This window comes from Serratia silvae (assembly GCF_023282985.1).
GTDB lineage: Bacteria > Pseudomonadota > Gammaproteobacteria > Enterobacterales > Enterobacteriaceae > Chania > Chania silvae.
In genome coordinates, this window is sequence record NZ_JAGQDC010000034.1 from 1 (window position 1) to 19,913 (window position 19,913).

Annotated in this window: 19 protein-coding genes and 1 pseudogene; 14 read left to right on the top strand and 6 right to left on the bottom strand. The window is 50.7% G+C overall.

All coding sequences use genetic code 11. The annotated features are described in order from the left end of the window. Window positions 1-77: 77 nt before the first annotated feature. Window positions 78-467 carry an inner membrane protein YbjM gene (locus KAJ71_RS22705; RefSeq protein WP_248947723.1) on the bottom strand — a complete coding sequence of 130 codons (390 nt, stop codon included), beginning with the start codon at window positions 465-467 and terminating at the stop codon, window positions 78-80. Window positions 468-813: 346 nt separating this feature from the next. Between KAJ71_RS22705 and KAJ71_RS22710 the strand changes: the two genes are divergently transcribed. Next, complete coding sequence (locus tag KAJ71_RS22710) at window positions 814-2,505, top strand: aspartate:alanine antiporter (RefSeq protein WP_248947724.1); 1,692 nt, start codon at window positions 814-816, stop codon at window positions 2,503-2,505. A 427-nt stretch (window positions 2,506-2,932) separates the two neighbouring features. Here the strand turns inward: KAJ71_RS22710 and KAJ71_RS22715 are convergent, their stop codons facing one another. After that, window positions 2,933-3,289: an SH3 domain-containing protein gene (locus KAJ71_RS22715; RefSeq protein WP_174333470.1), complete on the bottom strand. Its 357-nt coding sequence runs from the start codon at window positions 3,287-3,289 to the stop codon at window positions 2,933-2,935. An 800-nt stretch (window positions 3,290-4,089) separates the two neighbouring features. Between KAJ71_RS22715 and KAJ71_RS22720 the strand changes: the two genes are divergently transcribed. Continuing rightward, window positions 4,090-4,674: a hypothetical protein gene (locus KAJ71_RS22720; protein WP_248947725.1), complete on the top strand. Its 585-nt coding sequence runs from the start codon at window positions 4,090-4,092 to the stop codon at window positions 4,672-4,674. A gap of 166 nt (window positions 4,675-4,840) precedes the next feature. On the opposite strand, the gene KAJ71_RS22725 is transcribed toward KAJ71_RS22720, so the two are convergent. Next, complete coding sequence (locus tag KAJ71_RS22725; protein ID WP_248947726.1) at window positions 4,841-5,266, bottom strand: universal stress protein; 426 nt, start codon at window positions 5,264-5,266, stop codon at window positions 4,841-4,843. Between the two features lie 285 nt (window positions 5,267-5,551). On the opposite strand from KAJ71_RS22725, the pseudogene KAJ71_RS22730 reads away from it, so the two are divergent. Further along, a pseudogene (locus KAJ71_RS22730) lies at window positions 5,552-5,949 on the top strand (isochorismatase family protein); the annotation flags it as partial. A gap of 87 nt (window positions 5,950-6,036) precedes the next feature. Here KAJ71_RS22730 and eco read toward each other — a convergent pair. Beyond that, entirely contained in the window at window positions 6,037-6,549 is a 513-nt protein-coding gene (gene eco, locus KAJ71_RS22735) for a serine protease inhibitor ecotin (protein WP_248947727.1), read from the bottom strand. Window positions 6,550-6,708: 159 nt separating this feature from the next. Between eco and KAJ71_RS22740 the strand changes: the two genes are divergently transcribed. Further along, on the top strand, window positions 6,709-7,467 hold the full coding sequence (locus tag KAJ71_RS22740) for a phosphatase PAP2 family protein (RefSeq protein WP_248947728.1): 759 nt from the start codon (window positions 6,709-6,711) through the stop codon (window positions 7,465-7,467). 6 nt (window positions 7,468-7,473) lie between these two features. Continuing rightward, window positions 7,474-8,079 carry an undecaprenyl-diphosphate phosphatase gene (ybjG, locus tag KAJ71_RS22745; RefSeq protein WP_248947729.1) on the top strand — a complete coding sequence of 202 codons (606 nt, stop codon included), beginning with the start codon at window positions 7,474-7,476 and terminating at the stop codon, window positions 8,077-8,079. 32 nt (window positions 8,080-8,111) lie between these two features. On the opposite strand, the gene KAJ71_RS22750 is transcribed toward ybjG, so the two are convergent. After that, the gene (locus KAJ71_RS22750) at window positions 8,112-8,930 is read right to left on the bottom strand and encodes an aldose epimerase family protein (RefSeq protein ID WP_248947730.1); all 819 of its coding nucleotides are present in this window, start codon (window positions 8,928-8,930) and stop codon (window positions 8,112-8,114) included. 226 nt (window positions 8,931-9,156) lie between these two features. Here KAJ71_RS22750 and deoC point away from each other — a divergent pair, with 226 nt between their 5' ends. From deoC to KAJ71_RS22770, 4 genes are all read left to right on the top strand, one after another. Then, window positions 9,157-9,837, top strand: coding sequence for a deoxyribose-phosphate aldolase (gene deoC, locus KAJ71_RS22755; RefSeq protein ID WP_024528622.1), 681 nt, complete (start codon window positions 9,157-9,159; stop codon window positions 9,835-9,837). Window positions 9,838-10,001: 164 nt separating this feature from the next. Beyond that, entirely contained in the window at window positions 10,002-10,766 is a 765-nt protein-coding gene (deoR, locus tag KAJ71_RS22760; protein WP_065685372.1) for a DNA-binding transcriptional repressor DeoR, read from the top strand. Between the two features lie 955 nt (window positions 10,767-11,721). Next, on the top strand, window positions 11,722-13,020 hold the full coding sequence (locus KAJ71_RS22765; RefSeq protein ID WP_248947731.1) for an HAAAP family serine/threonine permease: 1,299 nt from the start codon (window positions 11,722-11,724) through the stop codon (window positions 13,018-13,020). Window positions 13,021-13,154: 134 nt separating this feature from the next. Continuing rightward, window positions 13,155-14,522 (top strand): L-serine ammonia-lyase, encoded by a 1,368-nt coding sequence (locus tag KAJ71_RS22770; RefSeq protein WP_248947732.1) that lies wholly within the window; start codon window positions 13,155-13,157, stop codon window positions 14,520-14,522. A 40-nt stretch (window positions 14,523-14,562) separates the two neighbouring features. Here KAJ71_RS22770 and KAJ71_RS22775 read toward each other — a convergent pair whose 3' ends face one another. Further along, complete coding sequence (locus KAJ71_RS22775) at window positions 14,563-15,768, bottom strand: serine hydrolase (RefSeq protein ID WP_248947733.1); 1,206 nt, start codon at window positions 15,766-15,768, stop codon at window positions 14,563-14,565. Between the two features lie 417 nt (window positions 15,769-16,185). On the opposite strand from KAJ71_RS22775, the gene KAJ71_RS22780 reads away from it, so the two are divergent. The 5 genes from KAJ71_RS22780 (at window position 16,186) to KAJ71_RS22800 (ending at window position 19,467) form a co-directional block, all read left to right on the top strand. Further along, complete coding sequence (locus KAJ71_RS22780) at window positions 16,186-16,842, top strand: HAD family hydrolase (RefSeq protein ID WP_248947734.1); 657 nt, start codon at window positions 16,186-16,188, stop codon at window positions 16,840-16,842. A gap of 74 nt (window positions 16,843-16,916) precedes the next feature. Further along, window positions 16,917-17,537, top strand: coding sequence for a glutathione S-transferase family protein (locus KAJ71_RS22785; protein ID WP_248947735.1), 621 nt, complete (start codon window positions 16,917-16,919; stop codon window positions 17,535-17,537). Window positions 17,538-17,590: 53 nt separating this feature from the next. Beyond that, window positions 17,591-17,992 (top strand): hypothetical protein, encoded by a 402-nt coding sequence (locus KAJ71_RS22790; protein ID WP_248947736.1) that lies wholly within the window; start codon window positions 17,591-17,593, stop codon window positions 17,990-17,992. A gap of 63 nt (window positions 17,993-18,055) precedes the next feature. Next, the gene (locus KAJ71_RS22795; protein ID WP_248947737.1) at window positions 18,056-18,475 is read left to right on the top strand and encodes a GNAT family N-acetyltransferase; all 420 of its coding nucleotides are present in this window, start codon (window positions 18,056-18,058) and stop codon (window positions 18,473-18,475) included. 11 nt (window positions 18,476-18,486) lie between these two features. Further along, window positions 18,487-19,467 carry a magnesium and cobalt transport protein CorA gene (locus tag KAJ71_RS22800; RefSeq protein ID WP_248947738.1) on the top strand — a complete coding sequence of 327 codons (981 nt, stop codon included), beginning with the start codon at window positions 18,487-18,489 and terminating at the stop codon, window positions 19,465-19,467. Window positions 19,468-19,913 lie beyond the last annotated feature (446 nt).

Consider the following 19,913-nt stretch of genomic DNA (forward strand, 5'->3'; position numbering starts at 1 on the left):
TAAAATACAAAACGCCCGATGCGGTGCATCAGGCGTTTTACAGGCAAAAAAGTGTCAACCTATACCAGGACTAGTCATTAGGGTTTTTGCCGCCGATAGAACTGTTGCAACGCATCCAACATCGCGCGCATTAATAAATACAACATCCCACCCAAAACACACCAAAACACGGCGCTGACCGCGTAAGCCAACTCCTGCCAAAACGAATGGCCGGACGTCAACCAAAAGTGGCGAATGATCAAACACAGCGGTACCGCACACAGTGCACCAAGCAAGGGACACAGAATACGCTGCTTACTCGAAAAATAGCTGGCGACAAAACCGGGAATAATAAACAACAGCAAACCGGTTTCACCATGATGCTCGGATTCTGTCACGCCGATGCTACCGCTCTTCTGGCTAAGAAAAACCAGGCTAAACAGCAGAAAACAGCTGAAAATCCCCACCCAGTATCGATAACTCACCATCCACCTCTCCCCTCCATACCCGAAAAACGACGGATATCGCGATGTGACCGCTGACTACATCGTAAAAAAACAGCCGTATCGCAAAGACCTTGCGATACGCAGCCGAAATCGGCAGCGCTGGCTGAACTTTTTCCTTGGTCAAAAAGGGTTAAATACGTATAAAAACACAGTTTTATTCTGGCTGTCATACGTGATAACGGCTAGAATAAACGCCGCCGTTCGATGGTTCGGCTCGCCTTCCAATGGTTGGTTGTTATATGAGTTTTATCCCTATGCTCTATGGGTGAATTTAACTCTTATAGTGTTCTACATCAAGCACTTACTGGTAAACAATAAGTTATCCCCCGTGAACATAAACGTCGCTAGTTTGTTAAATGGTAACTACATCCTGTTACTGTTTGTGGTACTCGCCCTCGGACTCTGCCTCGGAAAGGTTCGTCTGGGTTCCGTTCAACTCGGTAATTCCATTGGCGTTTTAGTGGTCTCGCTGTTGCTTGGCCAGCAGCACTTTGCCATTAACACCGAAGCGTTAAGCCTCGGTTTCATGCTGTTTATTTTTTGCGTCGGCGTTGAAGCTGGCCCCAATTTCTTCTCGATTTTTTTCCGCGACGGCAAAAACTACTTCATGCTGGCGCTGGTGATGGTCGGTTCAGCGATGGTAATCGCCATCGGTCTGGGTAAGCTGTTCCGCTGGGATATCGGCCTTACTGCTGGCATGCTCGCCGGTTCGATGACTTCCACACCAGTGTTGGTCGGTGCAGGCGATACGCTGCGTAATACCTTCACCAGCGGCCCGGCGCTGCTTGCCGCTCAAGATCACCTGAGCCTGGGCTATGCCCTGACCTACCTGATTGGCCTGGTCAGCCTGATTTTCGGCGCTCGTTACCTGCCAAAACTGCAGCATCAGGATCTCTCTACCTCTGCCCAACAAATCGCCCGTGAGCGCGGCCTGGATACCGATAGCCAGCGCAAAGTTTATTTGCCGGTGATCCGCGCCTATCGCGTTGGCCAGGAACTGGTTGCCTGGGCAGACGGCAAAAACCTGCGCGAACTCGGCATTTACCGCCAAACCGGTTGTTACATCGAACGAATTCGCCGCAACGGCATTCTGGCCAATCCGGACGGGGATGCAGTGTTACAGGTTGGGGATGAAATCTCACTGGTCGGCTACCCTGATGCTCACGCACGCTTGGATCCCAGCTTCCGCAACGGTAAGGAAGTGTTCGACCGCGATCTATTGGATATGCGCATAGTGACCGAAGAGATCGTAGTAAAAAACAGCAATGCGGTAGGCAAGCGCTTGAGCCAGTTGAAGCTGACCGATCATGGCTGCTTCTTGAACCGCGTGATCCGTAGCCAGATTGAAATGCCGATCGATGACAGCATCGTGTTGAACAAAGGCGATGTGCTGCAGGTTAGCGGCGATGCCCGCCGGGTAAAAAGCGTGGCAGAGAAGATCGGCTTTATCTCCATTCATAGCCAGGTCACCGATCTGCTGGCATTCTGCGCCTTCTTTATCATCGGCCTGCTGATTGGCCAAATCACCATTCAGTTCACCAGCAGCTTCTCTTTTGGCATCGGCAACGCAGCAGGGCTATTGATGTCCGGCATCATGCTGGGCTTCCTGCGCGCCAACCACCCGACCTTTGGTTATATCCCTCAAGGCGCGTTGAACATGGTGAAAGAGTTCGGCCTGATGGTGTTTATGGCCGGTGTGGGCCTGAGCGCAGGGGGCGGTATCGGCAATACCCTTGGCGCAGTCGGTGGCCAGATGCTCATAGCAGGCTTGATCGTCAGCCTGGTACCGGTAGTGATCTGCTTCCTGTTCGGAGCCTACATTCTGCGTATGAACCGTGCCCTGCTGTTTGGTGCCATCATGGGGGCACGTACCTGCGCCCCGGCGATGGAAATCATTAGCGACACTGCACGTAGTAATATTCCTGCGTTGGGATATGCAGGCACCTACGCCATCGCTAACGTGTTGTTAACCTTGGCAGGTTCGCTCATCGTGGTGATCTGGCCAGGTATCATGGGGTAGCGAGGCGACCTGAGAAGTGGTACCACAGCGAAATATTTTTTGATTTTTCTAGCAACAGGCAGAACTTTTCGATTAGGACATAGTCTGAATTAGTGCCACTGCTTTTCTTTGATGTCCCCATTTTGTGGAGCCCGTTAGTCCCGCCTTTTTAGGTTCAAGATTAGCGGGTTTTTTGTTGCCTGAATTTTACATACTTCAAAAACAGTTAGTTAGAAATCGTCGTTTTAGTGAGTGGTGACACTCGTTTTGCTGCCATAAAAAGCCTGCATTCTCAGGCTGCTAGTCAGATTGACCTGCACCCCATTGATTTACACACCGCGATGTTAGTAATGTCTTAAGGCTTTGGGGACTGCGACGGTGCCACAATCAATTGGGGGACACAGCCTAGAATTCGTCGCCACTCAGACTCTGATGTAAAATAATGGCCTCATTTGATGTTCTTAAGAATGCTTTTCGGTACCCAACCACTATCTTGATCTGAAAGTCTCTGGCACCATACCCAGCCATTTAAGAATTTTATCGCCAGCAACTCATCTCCTTCATTAACATCAAGTTCTTTGGCCGTATAGTCATCTTTCGCTATACCATGGCCAGGTTTGTTGCTTCGTTCTATGAGTTGTTCTGGAACCCATCCACCGGGATGATCAGGCACTGTACAGAAATACCAATTATCCCAACCTTCATCGCCCTCATACATATCCCCTATAAAAAGCGGAGTTCCACTTGTGAACGTGATAGGATCTGGATACTCACTTCGATGTTGTCCAGTTGCGATAAATTTCATGTTAGTCCTCATAAATGCCACCTTGCTTCCTCCGACACTGACAATTATCTGTATGTATATACAGTTTGCAACTATTAATTTTCATTGCACAGCTGATAATTCGAAGCTTGCTTGATGCTTAGTAAGTCAGTAACAAATTGATATACAAACTAATTTATATCCACCCAATAACACTTCTAACTCCGAACGTTAGGGTAAGACAATGGCGGGCTACCTGGTTACATACTTTCCCAGGCCGACAACCTTCGCTACACCGGCCTGTAAATCTCTCTATTAATGCATCAGGATGCATCAACATTTAACCAGACTTATATTGAGGCTGGTTGTGCAGATTACATAGATGATGTGATACGCCCAAGTATGCCTTATACTCAGCCCTGTCGGTACGACACATAAATGTCGATCAGCACGTTTACACCAACAGCATATTGTTTATTGGTCAAAGTATCCTAACAGAAATATTAATGCGATATAAAATACTGAAGGTAGATGTACATGAACGCAGGAGGAGACATCTGTTACCAATAGCGTTAACCCTATCTCATATTTTAAACTGACAGAATTTAACCTATCGAGGTTATTGACAACACTATTCTTTTAATGACAACGTAGTGAAACACCGAGGTATTGTCGCTCAACGAAGGGAGTCTGTCATCGGTTACAAATATCATTAATGCCAGGGAGGTGAGCATGTAAAACCAATACAATAACAGCACCAGAAATAAAACACCGAGTTTTGGCAGTTTAATGATTTTTTATGCATCATTTCACAATCCCGAAAGGATTTATAGGATTGCATCATGAAAGTGAGTTTTTTAGGTTACCTTTTTCTGGTTTTAACCAGTTCCTTTTTTTGTGGGAACTTAAGCGCAGTCAGCACAGGCACTCTTACGGTGAAGTTTGGTCAGACAACGGAGGATACGTTTAAGGCGACTCACCCGGAAGCGGTAAATGTGGGTTTTAATAACGAACTGAGAGGAAACATCTATAAAGAAACACCCGATAACAACAAGGACAAACGAAGCGATATTATTTTTGAAAGTACCAAAGATGTTTTTGTCTTGTTCGATCAGAATAAGAATTTATCCGCACTGCAGTTACAATTTAAAAACGATCAGTTTAGTCTTATCAGTGCAATTCTAGCCAGTAAATACACCACTACCATAAAGAAAACCTCCTTTATCGGCAGTGACTATATGGAGTTATACAATGGCGGCGTTTCTATTTACCTGATGGACCCTTTTTTCCATTCAAATACGTCACTCTTCTTTATAAGAACCGATGTTAGAAATGAAATTCTAAAAAACATCCCCACGAAAATGCTCAATGATGAGATTGATGTACTGAATTACCTCGTGAAAAGAAGCTTCCCTTCAACAGAATAATCCGATAAGCACCCCTTGCTATTATGCAGAATAACATAATAGCGGGCTATTGAAACAGTTCCGAAGTGATAGCGATCGGCCTATAGCCATGGCCGAACGCTATCACTGCTCAGGCCTAATTATTGTGATGCCTTTCTCAATGCCGCTAAGATTCAACACTCCCCCATCAATGTTTTTCGATTGGCACCACCAGCATATCAACCACAATATGGTTGATCGTGCGACGCGTACTGGATACTAAACGGCTCCACATATCGTGGTGGTGACCAAAAATCACCAAATCAATCCCCTTTTCACTAATAGCATTGTTCAGCGCTTCGCTTAGTTCACCACGGCCAATGATCACTTCACTGATGGGATACTCCGCCTGCTGCTGAATAGCGTTAAGCATGTTCTTCACTCGTTCGGAGAAGGTCTTATCGGTATAGTTGAATTCGCCACTACCAAACTCGCTATAGTGGTTGGCTTGCTCATCAATATAAATCAACGACAGCTTGGCCTGCAGTACACCAGCCAATTCAGACCCCTTACGCACCAGAAGTTCGGCATCGTCGCTCAGATCGGTTGCAATAGCGATATGTTGATAAGTCATATTGTCGGCCCTCCGTATTACCTAATACCCAGCCTGATAACCTACCTATTAATTCTAGTCTAGCCTGAGAGTGGCTGCTCATCCTCTTATCGTTCTACTACTGGAACAATCCATTTCTGCATCAGGCACTACTGCAAAATCTGCACGTGGCTAAACTCTCTCATATGCACAGGACATCCCTGCTGCCACAGATAATCATGTGACGAACAACCACTAATTGGGAGGATTGACGATGAGTACTCCAGCTAACTTTAATGGCCAGCGTCCTGTTATTGATGCCAATGATATGTTGCACGCAAGGGCGAAATCAACGCCTGGGATAATCCTGAGTTTGTTGCCGCGGTTAAAGCTACCGGGCGCAAGACGTTGATTATTGCTGGCACCATTACCAGCGTATGTATGGCATTCCCTGCAATCAGCGCAGTCTATGAAGGCTATAAAGTCTTTGCTGTCGTTGATGCCTCAGGCACTTACTCCAAAATGGCTCAGGAAATTACTCTAGCGCGAGTCGTACAGGCTGGTGTCGGTTCCGAGTTACAACGCACCTGGGATCGTGAGGATGCCATGGCGTGGGCAGAAGTCTACACCCATATTTTCCCGGCCTACCAACAATTGATTGAAAACTATACCAAGGCGCAGGAAGTGGTGCAAAACCAGGAAAACTGGATTCCCAAGCGTCTTAAGCGCCATAGCGAGCCTTAGCTAACCATTGATTACCCGATTGGGCGCAGCATTTTTGCGGCGCCCTACATAGCGTAGTATGCAGTCGTTTATTTAATTACCGCACGACCAGTCGTTTCGCTGGCTGACCAGATGCGATAGCGCACCTCGACGTCCTTCGGCACGTAAACCACGATTGGCAAGCGGCTGTTATAGCGCTGCATCGCGGCATCCCCCAGATGAGCGGCAACGAACTCCTGACGCTTGGTATTATCCGGGCAAGCCATCATGGTAGAGGCTGGAGGCGAGAGCTTCGCCAGCACAAAATAGTCGTAACCCCAACCGGCCAGCGTTTTGCTCTCCAGGTTGCCTCCCATCATGTGGCGGTTGCAATCCACCTCCAGCATTTGGCCTATCAGCAGCTCAACCTTAAAGTTTTCTTCATTCTCCTGCTTGGGCAAATAAATGACCTGCCGGCTCATCCCCGGCTCCGCTTTCGGGAAAGGTGCTACTTTTTCCAACGGCTGCATATTGAGATCGTCATTACTGGCGGGGGTTGCGGCAACGGCGCTGACAGATGCGGCCATCAGCAGGCTGGTCACTATCATAGAAAGCTTGTTCATTTTTTATCCTTGCAATTCATAAACTAATACCCAACTACGCTAGCATACTTTACGCCGTTAAATTATAGGCCAAATCTGGATATCTTCCCCGAACCGCTTGCCATCTATTAAGGTTTTCTTAAGGAGGAATGATTACAGTAGCCTGATCCATTACCGCCTATGAGCCACCAAGTGAACCCATCAAACGCCAAACAATCTTCATTAAATCAATCCTCAACGGCCAACCAAATTAAGACTGATGCCCTTTACTCCTTGCCTGCATCCTTTTACCGTTGGCAAGCCTTTGGGCTGATGGTAGCTGCACTGTTGTTTATCTGGCTGTCACGCAATGAACAGTTGGATTGGGCAGTCAGTAATTATTGGTATGACGCCGCCAACCAGCGTTTTCCTTGGCAGAACAGTTACTGGCTGGATCTGATCAACCATCGGTTGTTAAAGATTTCGGTTATCACTGGGGCGGTGCTGGCGCTGTTTTGGGGAATTTATCGCCGTAACCCGCGGCTGATCGTCACCATGTTGTTAATCGGCATTGGGCCATTGGTGGTGGGGATCCTGAAAGCCACCAGCGCACACTCCTGCCCTTGGGACCTGCTGGAATACGGTGGCAAGGCAATGTCGTTTCCCCTGTTTGGCGCCACGCCAGCGTTTCCGGGGCCAGGCCGTTGCTTCCCCGGAGGCCACGCTTCCAGCGGTTTCGCCGTGATGGCACTGTTCTTTCTGTTTTATCCGCAACGCCCGCGCCTGGCTTACTGGTGCTGGCTGGGCGGCATCACGCTTGGCATGCTTATGGGCTTTGGCCAGATCATGCGGGGTGCACATTTTCTTTCCCATAACCTGTGGGCCGGGTGGTGGGTTTGGTTCAGCCAGATGGCTGTTTATTGGTGTATTAGCGGCTATTTCCGCCGTAAGACGAGGTAATACTTAATGGAGCAGTTGAACTATCTTCTTTTCGCCTGGATCGATGCCACTCCGGCCAGCCCGGAATGGTTGATCGGTCTTGCCACTTTCATCGCACGGGATCTGATCGCCATTATCCCGCTGCTGATTGTCGGCCTGTGGTTCTGGGGGGCGCATGGCCAACTGGCAACACAGCGAGAAGTGGTAGCCAAAACGACCATTGCCCTGCTATTTGCCATGAGCGCTTCGGCCACTATCGGTGCGCTGTTGCCCCATGAACGCCCGTTTGTCGCCAGTATCGGCTATACCTTCCTGGCGCATGCACCAGACAGTTCTTTCCCCAGCGATCATGGCACCGCCATCTTCACCTTCGCCCTGGCCTTCCTATGCTGGCATCGCACCTGGTCCGGTCTTTTGCTGATGGCTGTGGCAGTCGCTATTGCCTGGTCCCGCGTATTCCTCGGCGTGCACTGGCCGCTGGATATGGTGGGCGGCTTCCTACTGGGCTGTGTGGGTTGTCTGTTTGCCCAATTGGTGTGGAACCTGTTTGGTGATGCCATCGCCCAACGTCTGGAGCGCCTATACCATTTCCTGTTCGCTTTCCCGATCCGTAAAGGATGGGTGAAGGAGTAAGACCTGCCCGCAGGGGGCTTGCCCCCTGCCAGCTATAGTACGCCAGTCGTCACGCGGAATTCCCGCATCTCACCCGCTTTTAACATCACTGCCATCGGTGTCGCTGCAACCTCAGGACTGCAACTTGCCGGCTGGACAAACGCGGTGGCTCGCGAGTTGGCTCGTGGCCGTTGTAAGACGGCATAGCTGAATTGGCCGGTGGCAAAACGGGTCACATACCTTCTGCCGCACGGCGCCAGCATGAAAAACTCGGCCTGATCGACATACAGCGAGAGATCGTCTGAGCAAATGACCTGTTGCGGATTATCACGGATATTGAGCGCACAGCCCGGTAGATTTTGGCGGAAAACGGCCCCCTCTTCACAGGCATAGTTCATGTGGCACATATAACTCAATGGTTGAGCCTGCTCGGCCAGGTTGTTGATCACCATTTCAATACTGAACTGCGTGCTGTTGGCGGCTAGCTGGACGGCCGGCTGGGCGCGGCAAGGGCCGCTGGCATTGCTGGCTCGCACAGTGATCGCTTCCTCCTCTACTTCCAGCCAAACATCAATCACCGGACCATGATTAGTCGGCAAGCCTTGGTGAGAGGCAAAGCAACCACGGACATCATTACGCCGTGGCTGCACCTGGCTAGCTTTTGATTTGAGGGACTGGCCATCAAACACCGCATCCCAAATCATCAAATCCTGGTAGGGCAACAACGTTAAGGTACCCCGCTGGTTTTGCAGCGCCAAGGCAGCGATCTCACCAGGAAACATAAACGCGGTCACCGTAAAACCGGCGCCACGATACACCTCATTCGGCTGTTTGCCGAACAATCCAGGGCTCAGATTAACGATCGTCTTCATCTTCTTTCCTCAGGGGCAGCCGTTGCACAGTGAATGGATTGGTCAATGTATAATCTATGTTATTTAAATAACATTTACCAGCCAATTATGTAGCAGATGGTGCTCATTAATTCTGCTTATGACTGAAAAATTAGTGTTAATACAGCTACCAATCGCGATGTTAGAATGTTAGGATTATAACATCACTAACATCCAAAAGCGTTATTACACCCACTGAGGAATTACCATGACTACTGAACAGATTGATTACGCTCGCTATATCGACCATACCCTGCTGGCTATGGACACTACGGAAAGCCAGATCAACCAACTGTGCGAAGAAGCACGTCAGCATAACTTCTATGCCGTATGCGTTAACTCGGGTTATGTCCCGTTGGCCGCTCACCTGTTACAGGAAAGCAACGTTAAAGTATGCTCGGTTATTGGTTTCCCTCTGGGGGCTGGTTTGACCGTATCCAAGGCTTTCGAAGCCAAAGCTGCCATTGCCGCTGGCGCACAGGAAATCGACATGGTGATCAACGTCGGTTGGCTGAAAAGCGGCCTGAATGACGAAGTGAAGGCCGATATCGCCGCGGTGCGTGAAGTTTGCGCGGCTATCCCGTTGAAGGTAATATTGGAAACCTGTCTGCTCAGCGATGAACAAATCGTTGTAGTTTGTGAAATGTGTCGTGAACTGGATGTCGCTTTCGTTAAAACCTCTACCGGTTTCAGCACTGGCGGCGCTCGTGAAGACCACGTCAAACTGATGCGTGCTACCGTAGGCAGCGAGATGGGCGTCAAAGCCTCTGGCGCAGTGCGTGATCGCGCTACCGCAGGGAAAATGATTGCTGCCGGTGCAACTCGTATCGGCACCAGCTCGGGCGTTGCGATCGTTTCTGGCGATGCGGCTGACGCAGGTAGCTACTGATTTTCGCTAGCTCTATCTAGTTATAGCGACATCTAATGCGGGGTTGTGCCTTTATGGCACTACTCCGCATTATTGTGTTGGAGCGAACGAAAGAGACTTTTGGCTCCTTTATCCCTTTCGGCCACACTTGAGAAACCTGGGGTATAAACCTGTAGGAAAAACTGATGGAAACCCGGCGCGACGAACGTATCAACCGGCTAGTTCAGGCTCTAAAGCGTTCTGACAAGATCCACTTAAAAGAAGCAGCCGCACTGCTCGGCGTCTCGGAAATGACCATCCGGCGCGATCTCAGTGCCGAACCTGCGGCGGTGGTCTTGCTTGGGGGTTATGTCGTAGCCGATCCGCGTATCAACGGGGTGACCAATTACTTTGTCTCCGATCAGAAAGCCAAACAAGTGGCGGAAAAGCGCCGTATTGGCATGCTGGCAGCGCCGCTGGTCAACGAAAACGACACGGTGTTCTTTGACTGTGGCACCACCACCCCGGCCATTATCGACGCCATTGCCGATGAACTCCCCTTTACCGCCATCTGCCACTCACTCAACACCTTCCTGGCGCTGCAGGACAAACCCAACTGCAAGGTGATCCTGTGCGGCGGCGAATTCAAACCGAGCAACTACATTTTCACCGCTGTTGGCCAACATAACGAGTTGGACCACATCTGCCCTAACGTGGCCTTTATCTCAGCGGCAGGCATCACTTTGCAGCACGGCGCAACCTGCTTCAACCTTGATGAACTGGCGATGAAACACAAAGCGTTGGACAAGGCGCAGCAAAAGATCCTGGTCGCCGACCACAGCAAATTTGCCCAAACCAAGCCTGCCTGCATCGGGCCGCTGGCATTGTTCGATAAAGTCATCACCGATCGTCAGCCTGACCCCGAGTTCATCGACTTTTTCAACCAACACGCGGTCACTTTACGTTTCTGATCTTGGCCTCACTGCCGATTTTATGCCGTGCTCCCAGGAGCCCACCAGCGGACGCGGCTGCGAATTCCTCGTTAACCTCAGATTTTTTTTGAGCAATTAAACTTAAAATATTCCTAATGGCCGATAATTACAGGTTAATGGATTGCAACAACTTGCCGGCGTTATTATTCCACTCAGAACATTATTGCAGTAATTTGCATCAAGTCTCACCCAGATAAGAGGGCTCCAAGCCTTAACGCTCTCCGTTTAGCCAACTTTTAAGTAAAAATTATCGACTATTTTTAATCAAATTATCAGGATTTATCCTTATTCATGTGATGATTAAGATCGTTTTATTACGCCTGCCACCTTCCAGCCACATTGACAATAAAAATCAGTAAATAATAGCGAAAACAAGCAGATAGAGCTTTCCCCTTCAATAACTAAACGTGATCCATATCACTAAAACAGCTTAATCCGGCTTTTTAGCTAGATCCAAACCATTACATAAAATATATTGCTCTCCCTGCCATTCCAGGCAAGTTTTTATCTGGCTAAACATCATCCAAACCGGATAAAGACCGTAGCTTTCGTGAGAGCGCTTGCAGCATGATATTTCGCACAAACGCGCAACATTTGCATGAAAACTTACAATAAAAGCGTTTAACCGCACACATCACGCATTTGGGAGCAAGATCACGGTTGTTTCTGCTGTAAATCGTTATCTTGCCGCCAACAAAATCGGTGGGCAGTTGCTCCTCCGACAGAAACATCGGCGTTGACCACGTTAACAGCAGAAACCATTTGGACAGGTTAGCAACATCATTAGCCTGATAAACACTTCAGAGGCGCAATTCATCCTCTAGTTGTAACAACTGATTTTACCACTGGCGGATAGCAACTTATTTCACCAGCGGATTTTAAACTTAAGTTTTTCTTTTTATTTTAAATTATCGTGTTCACCTCGGAGATATTTATGGACACTACACAGACCGGCACTATCGCCTCTGCAGCCTCAAGTTCCAGCACGGCCTGGCGTAAATCAGATACCATGTGGATGTTGGGCCTCTACGGTACCGCCATCGGCGCTGGCGTCTTGTTCTTGCCAATTAACGCCGGTATCGGTGGTTTGATCCCGCTGATCATCATGGCCATCATCGCCTTCCCGATGACCTTCTTTGCCCACCGTGGCCTGTGCCGTTTCGTTTTGTCCGGCAAAAACCCAGGTGAAGACATCACCGAAGTGGTAGAAGAACACTTTGGTATCAGCGCAGGTAAACTGATCACCCTGCTCTACTTCTTCGCCATTTACCCAATCCTGCTGGTTTATAGCGTCGCGATCACCAATACCGTGGACAGCTTCATCACCCACCAGTTGGGTATGGCCTCGCCACCGCGCGCCATCCTGTCGCTGATCCTGATCGTTGGCCTGATGGGCATCGTGCGTTTCGGTGAGCAGGCGATCGTGAAGACCATGAGTATCCTGGTATTCCCGTTTGTTGCGGTGCTGATGCTACTGGCGCTATATCTGATCCCTAATTGGAGCAGTGCCATCTTCGAAAACGTCTCACTGGCCGGTTCTGGCGGCAGCTTGGGCCACGGCCTGGTGATCACTCTGTGGCTGGCGATCCCGGTTATGGTGTTCTCGTTCAACCACTCACCAATCATCTCCGCCTTTGCAGTCGCAAAACGCGAAGAGTACGGCGTGGACGCTGAGAAGAAATGTTCCCGCATCCTGGGCTACGCACACATCATGATGGTGCTGACCGTGATGTTCTTTGTTTTCAGCTGCGTGCTGAGCCTGTCCCCGGCCGATCTGGCCGAAGCCAAAGCGCAAAACATCTCCATCCTGTCTTACCTGGCTAACCACTTTAACAACCCGGTGATCGAGTACATCGCTCCAGTCATCGCCTTTATCGCCATCACTAAATCCTTCCTGGGCCACTACCTCGGCGCTCGTGAAGGCTTTAACGGCATGATTGCCAAATCGATGAGAAGCCGTGGTAAAACCATCACCACCAACAAGCTGAACCGCATCACTGCCATCTTCATGCTGGTGACCACCTGGATCGTCGCCACGCTGAACCCAAGCATTCTGGGTATGATCGAGAACCTGGGTGGCCCAATCATCGCGATGCTGCTGTTCCTGATGCCGATGTATGCCATCCGTAAAGTGCCTGCCATGCGCAAGTACAGCGGCCACATCAGCAACGTATTTGTGGTCGTGATGGGCCTGATTGCCATCTCTGCCATCCTGTACACCCTGTTCGGTTAATAGCGCTCAGCCGGTGCCCAATGGCACCGGCTATCTCGAATCTCCCCCTCTTACCCCGCCGCGAACTCAAGCATTACCCATATGCCCCCTAAACGGCAGGCTGAGGGAATTAACTTCAAGAAGGAAGCGAGACTATGGTCAGCGTTTTCGATATTTTCAAAATTGGCATCGGCCCTTCCAGCTCCCACACCGTCGGCCCGATGAAAGCTGGTAAACAGTTTATCGATGATTTGCTTGCAGCCGGACAGCTCCACGATACAACGCGGGTAGCGGTTGACGTCTACGGCTCACTGTCACTGACGGGCAAAGGGCACCATACTGATATCGCGATTATTATGGGCCTGGCGGGTAATCTGCCCCATGACGTAGACATCGACAGCATCGCCAGTTTTATTTGCGATGTAGAACAGCGTGGCCGCCTGCTGTTGGCAAAGGGCGAACATGAGGTCGATTTTCCGCAGTCTGGCGGTATGAACTTCCATAGCACTAACCTGCCGCTGCACGAAAACGGCATGTCGATCAGCGCCTATGCTGGCGATCGGTTATTGCACAGCAAAACCTATTACTCCATCGGCGGCGGGTTTATCGTTGATGAAGAAAACTTCGGCCAATCGGCCAGCAATAGCGCCACGGTCCCCTTCCCTTATCGCTCCGCACTGGATTTACAGCAGCATTGTAAAGATACCGGGCTGTCGCTTTCCGGGTTGGTGATGCAGAACGAACTGGCATTGCGCAGCAAAGCAGAGATCGACGCACACTTTGCCGACGTCTGGCAGGTGATGCGTGCCGGGATCGAACGCGGCATGAATACCGAAGGGCTGCTGCCCGGCCCGATGAAGGTACAACGCCGTGCTGCTGCCCTGCGTCGTATTCTGGTAACCGGTGACAAAAACAATATCGACCCGATGAACGTGGTGGATTGGATCAACATGTTTGCGTTTGCGGTCAATGAAGAGAATGCGGCAGGTGGCCGGGTAGTGACGGCGCCAACCAACGGTGCCTGCGGCATTATTCCTGCGGTGCTGGCGTATTACGACCAGTTTATCCGCCCGGTGAACACCAACTCCTACAGCCGTTACTTCCTGGCTTCCGGTGTGATCGGCACGTTGTATAAGATGAATGCTTCCATCTCCGGCGCCGAAGTGGGCTGCCAAGGGGAAGTCGGCGTGGCCTGCTCAATGGCAGCGGCCGGTCTGGCGGAGTTGATGGGCGGTAGCCCGGCGCAGGTTTGTATCGCCGCAGAGATTGCCATGGAGCACCATCTTGGCTTGACCTGCGATCCCCTGGCCGGACAGGTTCAGGTGCCTTGTATCGAACGTAACGCGATTTCTGCCGTGAAGGCGGTCAACGCCGCACGTATGGCACTGCGCCGCACCAGCGAGCCGCGCGTTTGCCTGGATAAGGTGATCGAAACCATGTACGAAACCGGCAAGGACATGAACGCCAAATACCGCGAGACATCGCAGGGCGGATTGGCCATCAAGGTTGTGGCGTGTAACTGATAGCAAAAGGGGCCACTGTTGGCCCCTTATCAAACCAAGATTAGCCGAAGATGCCGCCAAACCACTGGGTTAACTTCATCATCACAAAGTCCCACATGCGGCTAAAGAAGTTCCCTTCCTTCACTTCCTGCATCACCACCAGCGGGTACTGTTCGATAGTTTTGCCATCCAGCTGGAAATCGATGGTGCCTACCACCTGATTTTTCGCCAGCGGCGCTTCCAACGTCGGTTGGTTAAGCTTGTAGCTGGCTTTCAGGTTTTTCATCTGCCCTTTAGGAATAGTGACGGCGGCATCCTTCGCCACCCCCAGCGGCACCTCGCCCACGTCGCCAAACCACACTTTCTGCGTCACGAAGGCTTTATCGGCCTTGATCGGCGTTGCGGTTTCATAGAAACGGAAGCCCCAGGTCAGCAACTTCTCGCTTTCGCTAAAACGAACGCGGTCGCTCGGAGCCCCTAGCACCACTGAAATCAGGCGCATTGGGCCATCGGTCGCCGAGGCGACCAGATTATGCCCGGCCCCACCGGTGTAGCCGGTTTTGATACCATCCACATTCAGGTTGGTACTCCACAGCAGGCGGTTACGGTTTATCTGGCGTATCTTGTTGAAGGTGAACTCTTTTTCTTTATGTAACGCGTACTCATCCGGCACGTCGCGGATCAGCGCCTGGCTCAGCAACGCCATATCGCGTGCAGTGCTGTACTGCCCTTCGGCATCCAGGCCATGCACGGTCAGGAAGTGGGTATTTTGCAGGCCAAGAGACTTGCCGTAATTGTTCATCAAGCCAACGAACGAATCCTGGCTACCCGCCACAAAATCCGCCAAGGCGATGCTAGCGTCGTTACCTGATTGGATGACGATGCCTTTATTGAGTTCCGATACCGGCACCTGGTCGCCGGGTTTGATAAACATAAGGGAGGACCCTCGCAGCACCGGGTTGCCGGTTGCCCAGGCATCTTTGCCCACGGTGACCAGATCGTCCGGTTTGATTTTACCGGCTTTCATCGCCTGGCCAATCACATAGCTGGACATGATTTTAGTCAGGCTCGCGGGATCCAGGCGGGTATCCGCGTTGCCTTCTGCCAAGATCTTGCCGCTGTTGTAATCCATCAACACATAGGCTTTCGCATCGACCTGCGGTGCGGCCGGAGCCTCTGCTGCCTGTACGGCAGGCACAACCAACAACATGACACCTACGCTGAGGGCCAATTTACCAAGAGGAGTGGAACGATTATTTTTCATCATGACGTCGCCAGAGTGTCCATTCAAACCATTGAAATAGCGTTAACTTTCAAACATGTTCACGTTTTCAGCCAACCAGCGAGAGTGGCACGATGCCACGCTGCCAACCGCGAAATATCACACGGCTCCCATTTGGGCCAACGCGACACCAAAAGTGCCCTCGTTGTGAGTTTATTAGATTGCTCTTATTTTTGCAGGGTTTAGGCCGTTTTTTCTGCATTTTTACATAACTGTACGTAATCGCAGAGAAATGGGTTGGAAATCAGGCTATGCGCCACGTTATGTAAACCTTCAACAAACCGTCGCCACACTGTCATCAAAGTTACTTATGCTCTGCGCATTTCACCGCGGCAACTGGCTAGCGGCCGCGCGTATCCGTTATCCTGTAGCCCGAGAGCATTCCTTGCCGGAGAAATATTGATGGATTTAGCCCTGTTCGACCTGGATGAAACCCTGATTGATGATGACAGCGCCAGCCTGTGGGTTCGCTGGCTGGTGGCCGAAGGGTTCGCCCCGGCAGAGTTGGAACGCCAAGAACAGCTGTTGATGCAGTCCTATTATCAAGGCCAACTGTCGATGGAAGATTATATGCAGGCAACGCTGGTTCCTCTGGTGGGCTTGAGTACCCAGACCGTCGCCGGTTGGGTACAGCGTTATATTCGCCGGGATATCCTGCCCCGCGTCTATCCCGCGGCTCGCGAACGTATGCAATGGCATCGCGAACGCGGCGACTGTATTCTGGTCATTTCAGCAACCGGTGAACACCTGGTTGCCCCCATCGCCGAGCAACTGGGGGCCGATGGTGCGCTGGCTATCGGTGTCGAAGTAGCAGAGGGCCGTTTTACCGGCAATACCTACGGCACCATGACCTATCAGCAGGGTAAGGTCATCCGCCTGCAACAATGGCTACAGCAACACCCTGAACTGCAATTCGTCCATAGCCACGGCTATAGCGACTCTATTAACGATAAAGCCATGCTGGAATACGTCGACAGCGCCACCGTCATCAACCCGAATAGCGATCTTAGCGCGCTAGCAGAGCAGCATGGCTGGGAAGTCTGCCACTGGGAACGCTGATTTCAAAGTGACAAAAACGGGTTTGTAGCGTAGGTATAAAGATTGCTTTTATCCTGTCGATGAAGAGGTGTTTTGTGTTGACCATTTGGGGCCGTGAAAATTCCAACAACGTTAAAAAAGTGCGCTGGTGTGCCGCAGAGTTAGGGTTGAATTACACCCATATCAACGCTGGTGGTGCCTACGGCAAGGTTAACGAAGAACCTTACCGCTCGCTTAACCCCAACGGCTTGGTGCCGCTGTTGCAAGATGGGGATTTCGTGCTGTGGGAATCCAATACCATCGTGCGTTATCTGGCGGCCAAGTTCGGCCAGTCGCCATTTTACCCGCAGGATCTCCAGGCTCGAGCTGCGGCAGAAAAATGGATGGACTGGAATACCTCAACCATCACCGCCCCCTTCCGCAACGTGTTCTGGGGCATGGTTCGCACTCCGCCCGAAAAGCGTGATATGACCCTGATTGAGGCCGCCATTGCTGAACTGGAGCAACACTTTGCTATCATCGAACGGACGTTGGCTGAGCAGCCCTACCTCTCGGGCCAAGAGTTCGGCATCGGCGATATCCCGCTCGGCAGCTTTGTTTACGCCTGGTTTTCCATGCCGATCGAACGCCAGCCCAGCCCGCATATGGAACGCTGGTATCAACGGTTGTGCGCACGCCCTGCTTACCAACACGCAGTAATGATCCCACTCACTTGATTGCTACAGTGCCCCCTGCCGGGGCACTTCGTACAACGGAGGTACGAAGAAGTATGTCATTGTTTTATTTACAGGTACGTAGAAACCATCTAACGCTGAAAAGCCTCGATACTCAGAAAACCGCCTCTAGAGTTGATCCTTTCAGCACTCAACGGCTGCTGATCGGCCAGTTTTTTATTGCCGAATACTGCCTGTACAATTTGGTACCGCAGTTCTTTCCTGGGTTTATCAACCAGCTTAAACGCCGTCATTTTCGTCATGACATAGTGATGTTGGAAGGCGGCGTAAGCCAGGTAGAGCAGCGGATCCTGCAGGAAATTACCGTTGCAGGCTTTCCCAAAGGATATCACTCAGTTTATGCAGACCCGCATCCCCTGAGTGATGACACGGTAAAGCGCATATTCTTAATGAATTCCGACCAGGTGCTTACCGCTGCCGATCTAAAACTCACCTAAATTTCAATATGTTGCACTTTCCCTTTGCTGTACTTAAGTTAGTTACACCCTCCAGGAGGCACAATGAACATCACCGTAACAGACGCACTACAGCCGGAAGATAGCGCAGAAATCCGCAACCATTTGATGACCTACAATCATCAATTCGTCGGCGATATTCTGAATAAGAACATCGGGGTATTTGCCCTGGATGATAACGGCAATAAGATTGCTGGCTTAACCGGCAGCACCGTAGGCCGCTGGCTAAGCATCGAGCTGCTGTGGGTTTCCGACACATTACGGGGCGAAGGGATCGGCAGGAAGATAATCCAAACGGCAGAACAACAGGCGATTGCTGCGGGGTGCCGTTACGCTCGAGTTGATACTTTCAGCTTCCAGGCTCGGCCATTCTACGAAAAACTGGGCTATCAGCTTCAGATGACGCTACACGATTATCCGGTAGAACATGAACGCTATTTTTTCACCAAAATCCTCACAGACTGACAGGTAGCACGATGGAAACCCAAGCAATGGTAATCAACTGCGTGGCGTACAAGGCCGGAAAACGGCTGACCGACGTGACGATTGACGATATCAGTGAAGTAGTCAAAGAGCCGGACACCTTTATCTGGCTGGGCTTGTGGCAACCAGAAGACGCCTTTATGCGCAAGATCCAGGAGGAGTTCGGCCTGCACGATCTGGCGATCGAAGACGCCCTTTGCGCCCATCAACGGCCGAAAATCGAGACCTACGGTGACTCACTGTTTATCGTGGTGAAAACCGCGCAGTGGATGAAAGAAGAGGTCGAATACGGTGAAACTCACTTTTTCGTTGGTAAAAACTTCTTGATCAGCGTGCGCCACGGTGCCTCTTCCAGTTATGCCCCTATCCGTGCAAAGGCAGAGGAAAACCCCAAGCAGCTATGCCACGGGCCGGGCTTTGCGCTGTATTCTGTGTTGGATTTTATCGTCGATAACTATCGTCATATCGTCGGCAAGTTCGAAACGATGATCGAAGGTATCGAGTCCAACATGTTCAGATCGGAGTTTGACGAAACCGCCATCGAAAACGTCTACAGCCTGCGCCGCCACCTGCTCGGCTTGCGTAATGCCGCCCTGCCGATGGATGAGATCTGCAACCAGCTGATCCATCTGCACGAGGATGTGATCCCTAAAGAGCTACGGGCCTACGTCCGCGACGTGCAGGACCATACCCGGCAGGTCGCCAGCACGCTAGACGATATGCGCGAAATGCTGACCAACGCCATGCACGTCAATCTGGCATTGGTGACCGTCAAGCAAAACGAAGTGGTTAAGCGATTGGCAGGCTGGGGGGCGATTCTGGCAATTCCAACGGTGATCTTCAGCCTGTACGGCATGAACTTCGCCGATATGCCCGAGTTGAAGTTCCCCTGGGCTTACCATACTACGCTGGGCGTCACGGTCGCCGGTTGCTTCTTCTTGTACCAAAAACTCAAGCGTTCCGGCTGGTTATAGATCGCCATCAAAACGGCCTATACTGTAAGGCCGAAGCTGCTAGCTACTCTACGTCTGGGCGCTGCATGCTGCGCCTGCCTAGTTTTGTCATCAAAGCTGGGCCGTTTTTGTTCACACCGCTCACATATCAGTAGGGAGTACCCAAAAGAACCACTTTATATGCTTCCAAAAGTAGTCGTATTTGATCAATCTCGTGGAGATTGATATCATGGTCAAAGGAATTAAAGTAAGCACGATATAATGATCAAGCTCTAATTTCAAAGGAATTAGTTTTATATGGATAATTACTTCGGTTTTCGTGAGCAAGTAAAAAACTACTATCTTGAGATGGCACTTGCAAAATCTCACGAGTTAGGTCGTTTGGCTAACTGATCTTACCCAGCAATAGTGGACACGGCGCTAAGTGAGTAAACTCTTAACCAGAGGTAGCTCACATGACAAAATCA

Coding starts and splice junctions, on each gene's coding strand:
- deoR (WP_065685372.1), top strand. CDS start 10,002: ATGGAAACCCGGCGCGACGAACGTATCAACCGGCTAGTTCAGGCTCTA.
- KAJ71_RS22790 (WP_248947736.1), top strand. CDS start 17,591: ATGTCATTGTTTTATTTACAGGTACGTAGAAACCATCTAACGCTGAAA.
- KAJ71_RS22800 (WP_248947738.1), top strand. CDS start 18,487: ATGGAAACCCAAGCAATGGTAATCAACTGCGTGGCGTACAAGGCCGGA.
- KAJ71_RS22750 (WP_248947730.1), bottom strand. CDS start 8,930: ATGAAGACGATCGTTAATCTGAGCCCTGGATTGTTCGGCAAACAGCCG.
- KAJ71_RS22780 (WP_248947734.1), top strand. CDS start 16,186: ATGGATTTAGCCCTGTTCGACCTGGATGAAACCCTGATTGATGATGAC.
- KAJ71_RS22765 (WP_248947731.1), top strand. CDS start 11,722: ATGGACACTACACAGACCGGCACTATCGCCTCTGCAGCCTCAAGTTCC.
- KAJ71_RS22775 (WP_248947733.1), bottom strand. CDS start 15,768: ATGATGAAAAATAATCGTTCCACTCCTCTTGGTAAATTGGCCCTCAGC.
- ybjG (WP_248947729.1), top strand. CDS start 7,474: ATGGAGCAGTTGAACTATCTTCTTTTCGCCTGGATCGATGCCACTCCG.
- KAJ71_RS22705 (WP_248947723.1), bottom strand. CDS start 467: ATGGTGAGTTATCGATACTGGGTGGGGATTTTCAGCTGTTTTCTGCTG.
- KAJ71_RS22770 (WP_248947732.1), top strand. CDS start 13,155: ATGGTCAGCGTTTTCGATATTTTCAAAATTGGCATCGGCCCTTCCAGC.
- deoC (WP_024528622.1), top strand. CDS start 9,157: ATGACTACTGAACAGATTGATTACGCTCGCTATATCGACCATACCCTG.
- KAJ71_RS22720 (WP_248947725.1), top strand. CDS start 4,090: ATGAAAGTGAGTTTTTTAGGTTACCTTTTTCTGGTTTTAACCAGTTCC.
- KAJ71_RS22725 (WP_248947726.1), bottom strand. CDS start 5,266: ATGACTTATCAACATATCGCTATTGCAACCGATCTGAGCGACGATGCC.
- KAJ71_RS22795 (WP_248947737.1), top strand. CDS start 18,056: ATGAACATCACCGTAACAGACGCACTACAGCCGGAAGATAGCGCAGAA.
- KAJ71_RS22740 (WP_248947728.1), top strand. CDS start 6,709: ATGAGCCACCAAGTGAACCCATCAAACGCCAAACAATCTTCATTAAAT.
- KAJ71_RS22715 (WP_174333470.1), bottom strand. CDS start 3,289: ATGAAATTTATCGCAACTGGACAACATCGAAGTGAGTATCCAGATCCT.
- eco (WP_248947727.1), bottom strand. CDS start 6,549: ATGAACAAGCTTTCTATGATAGTGACCAGCCTGCTGATGGCCGCATCT.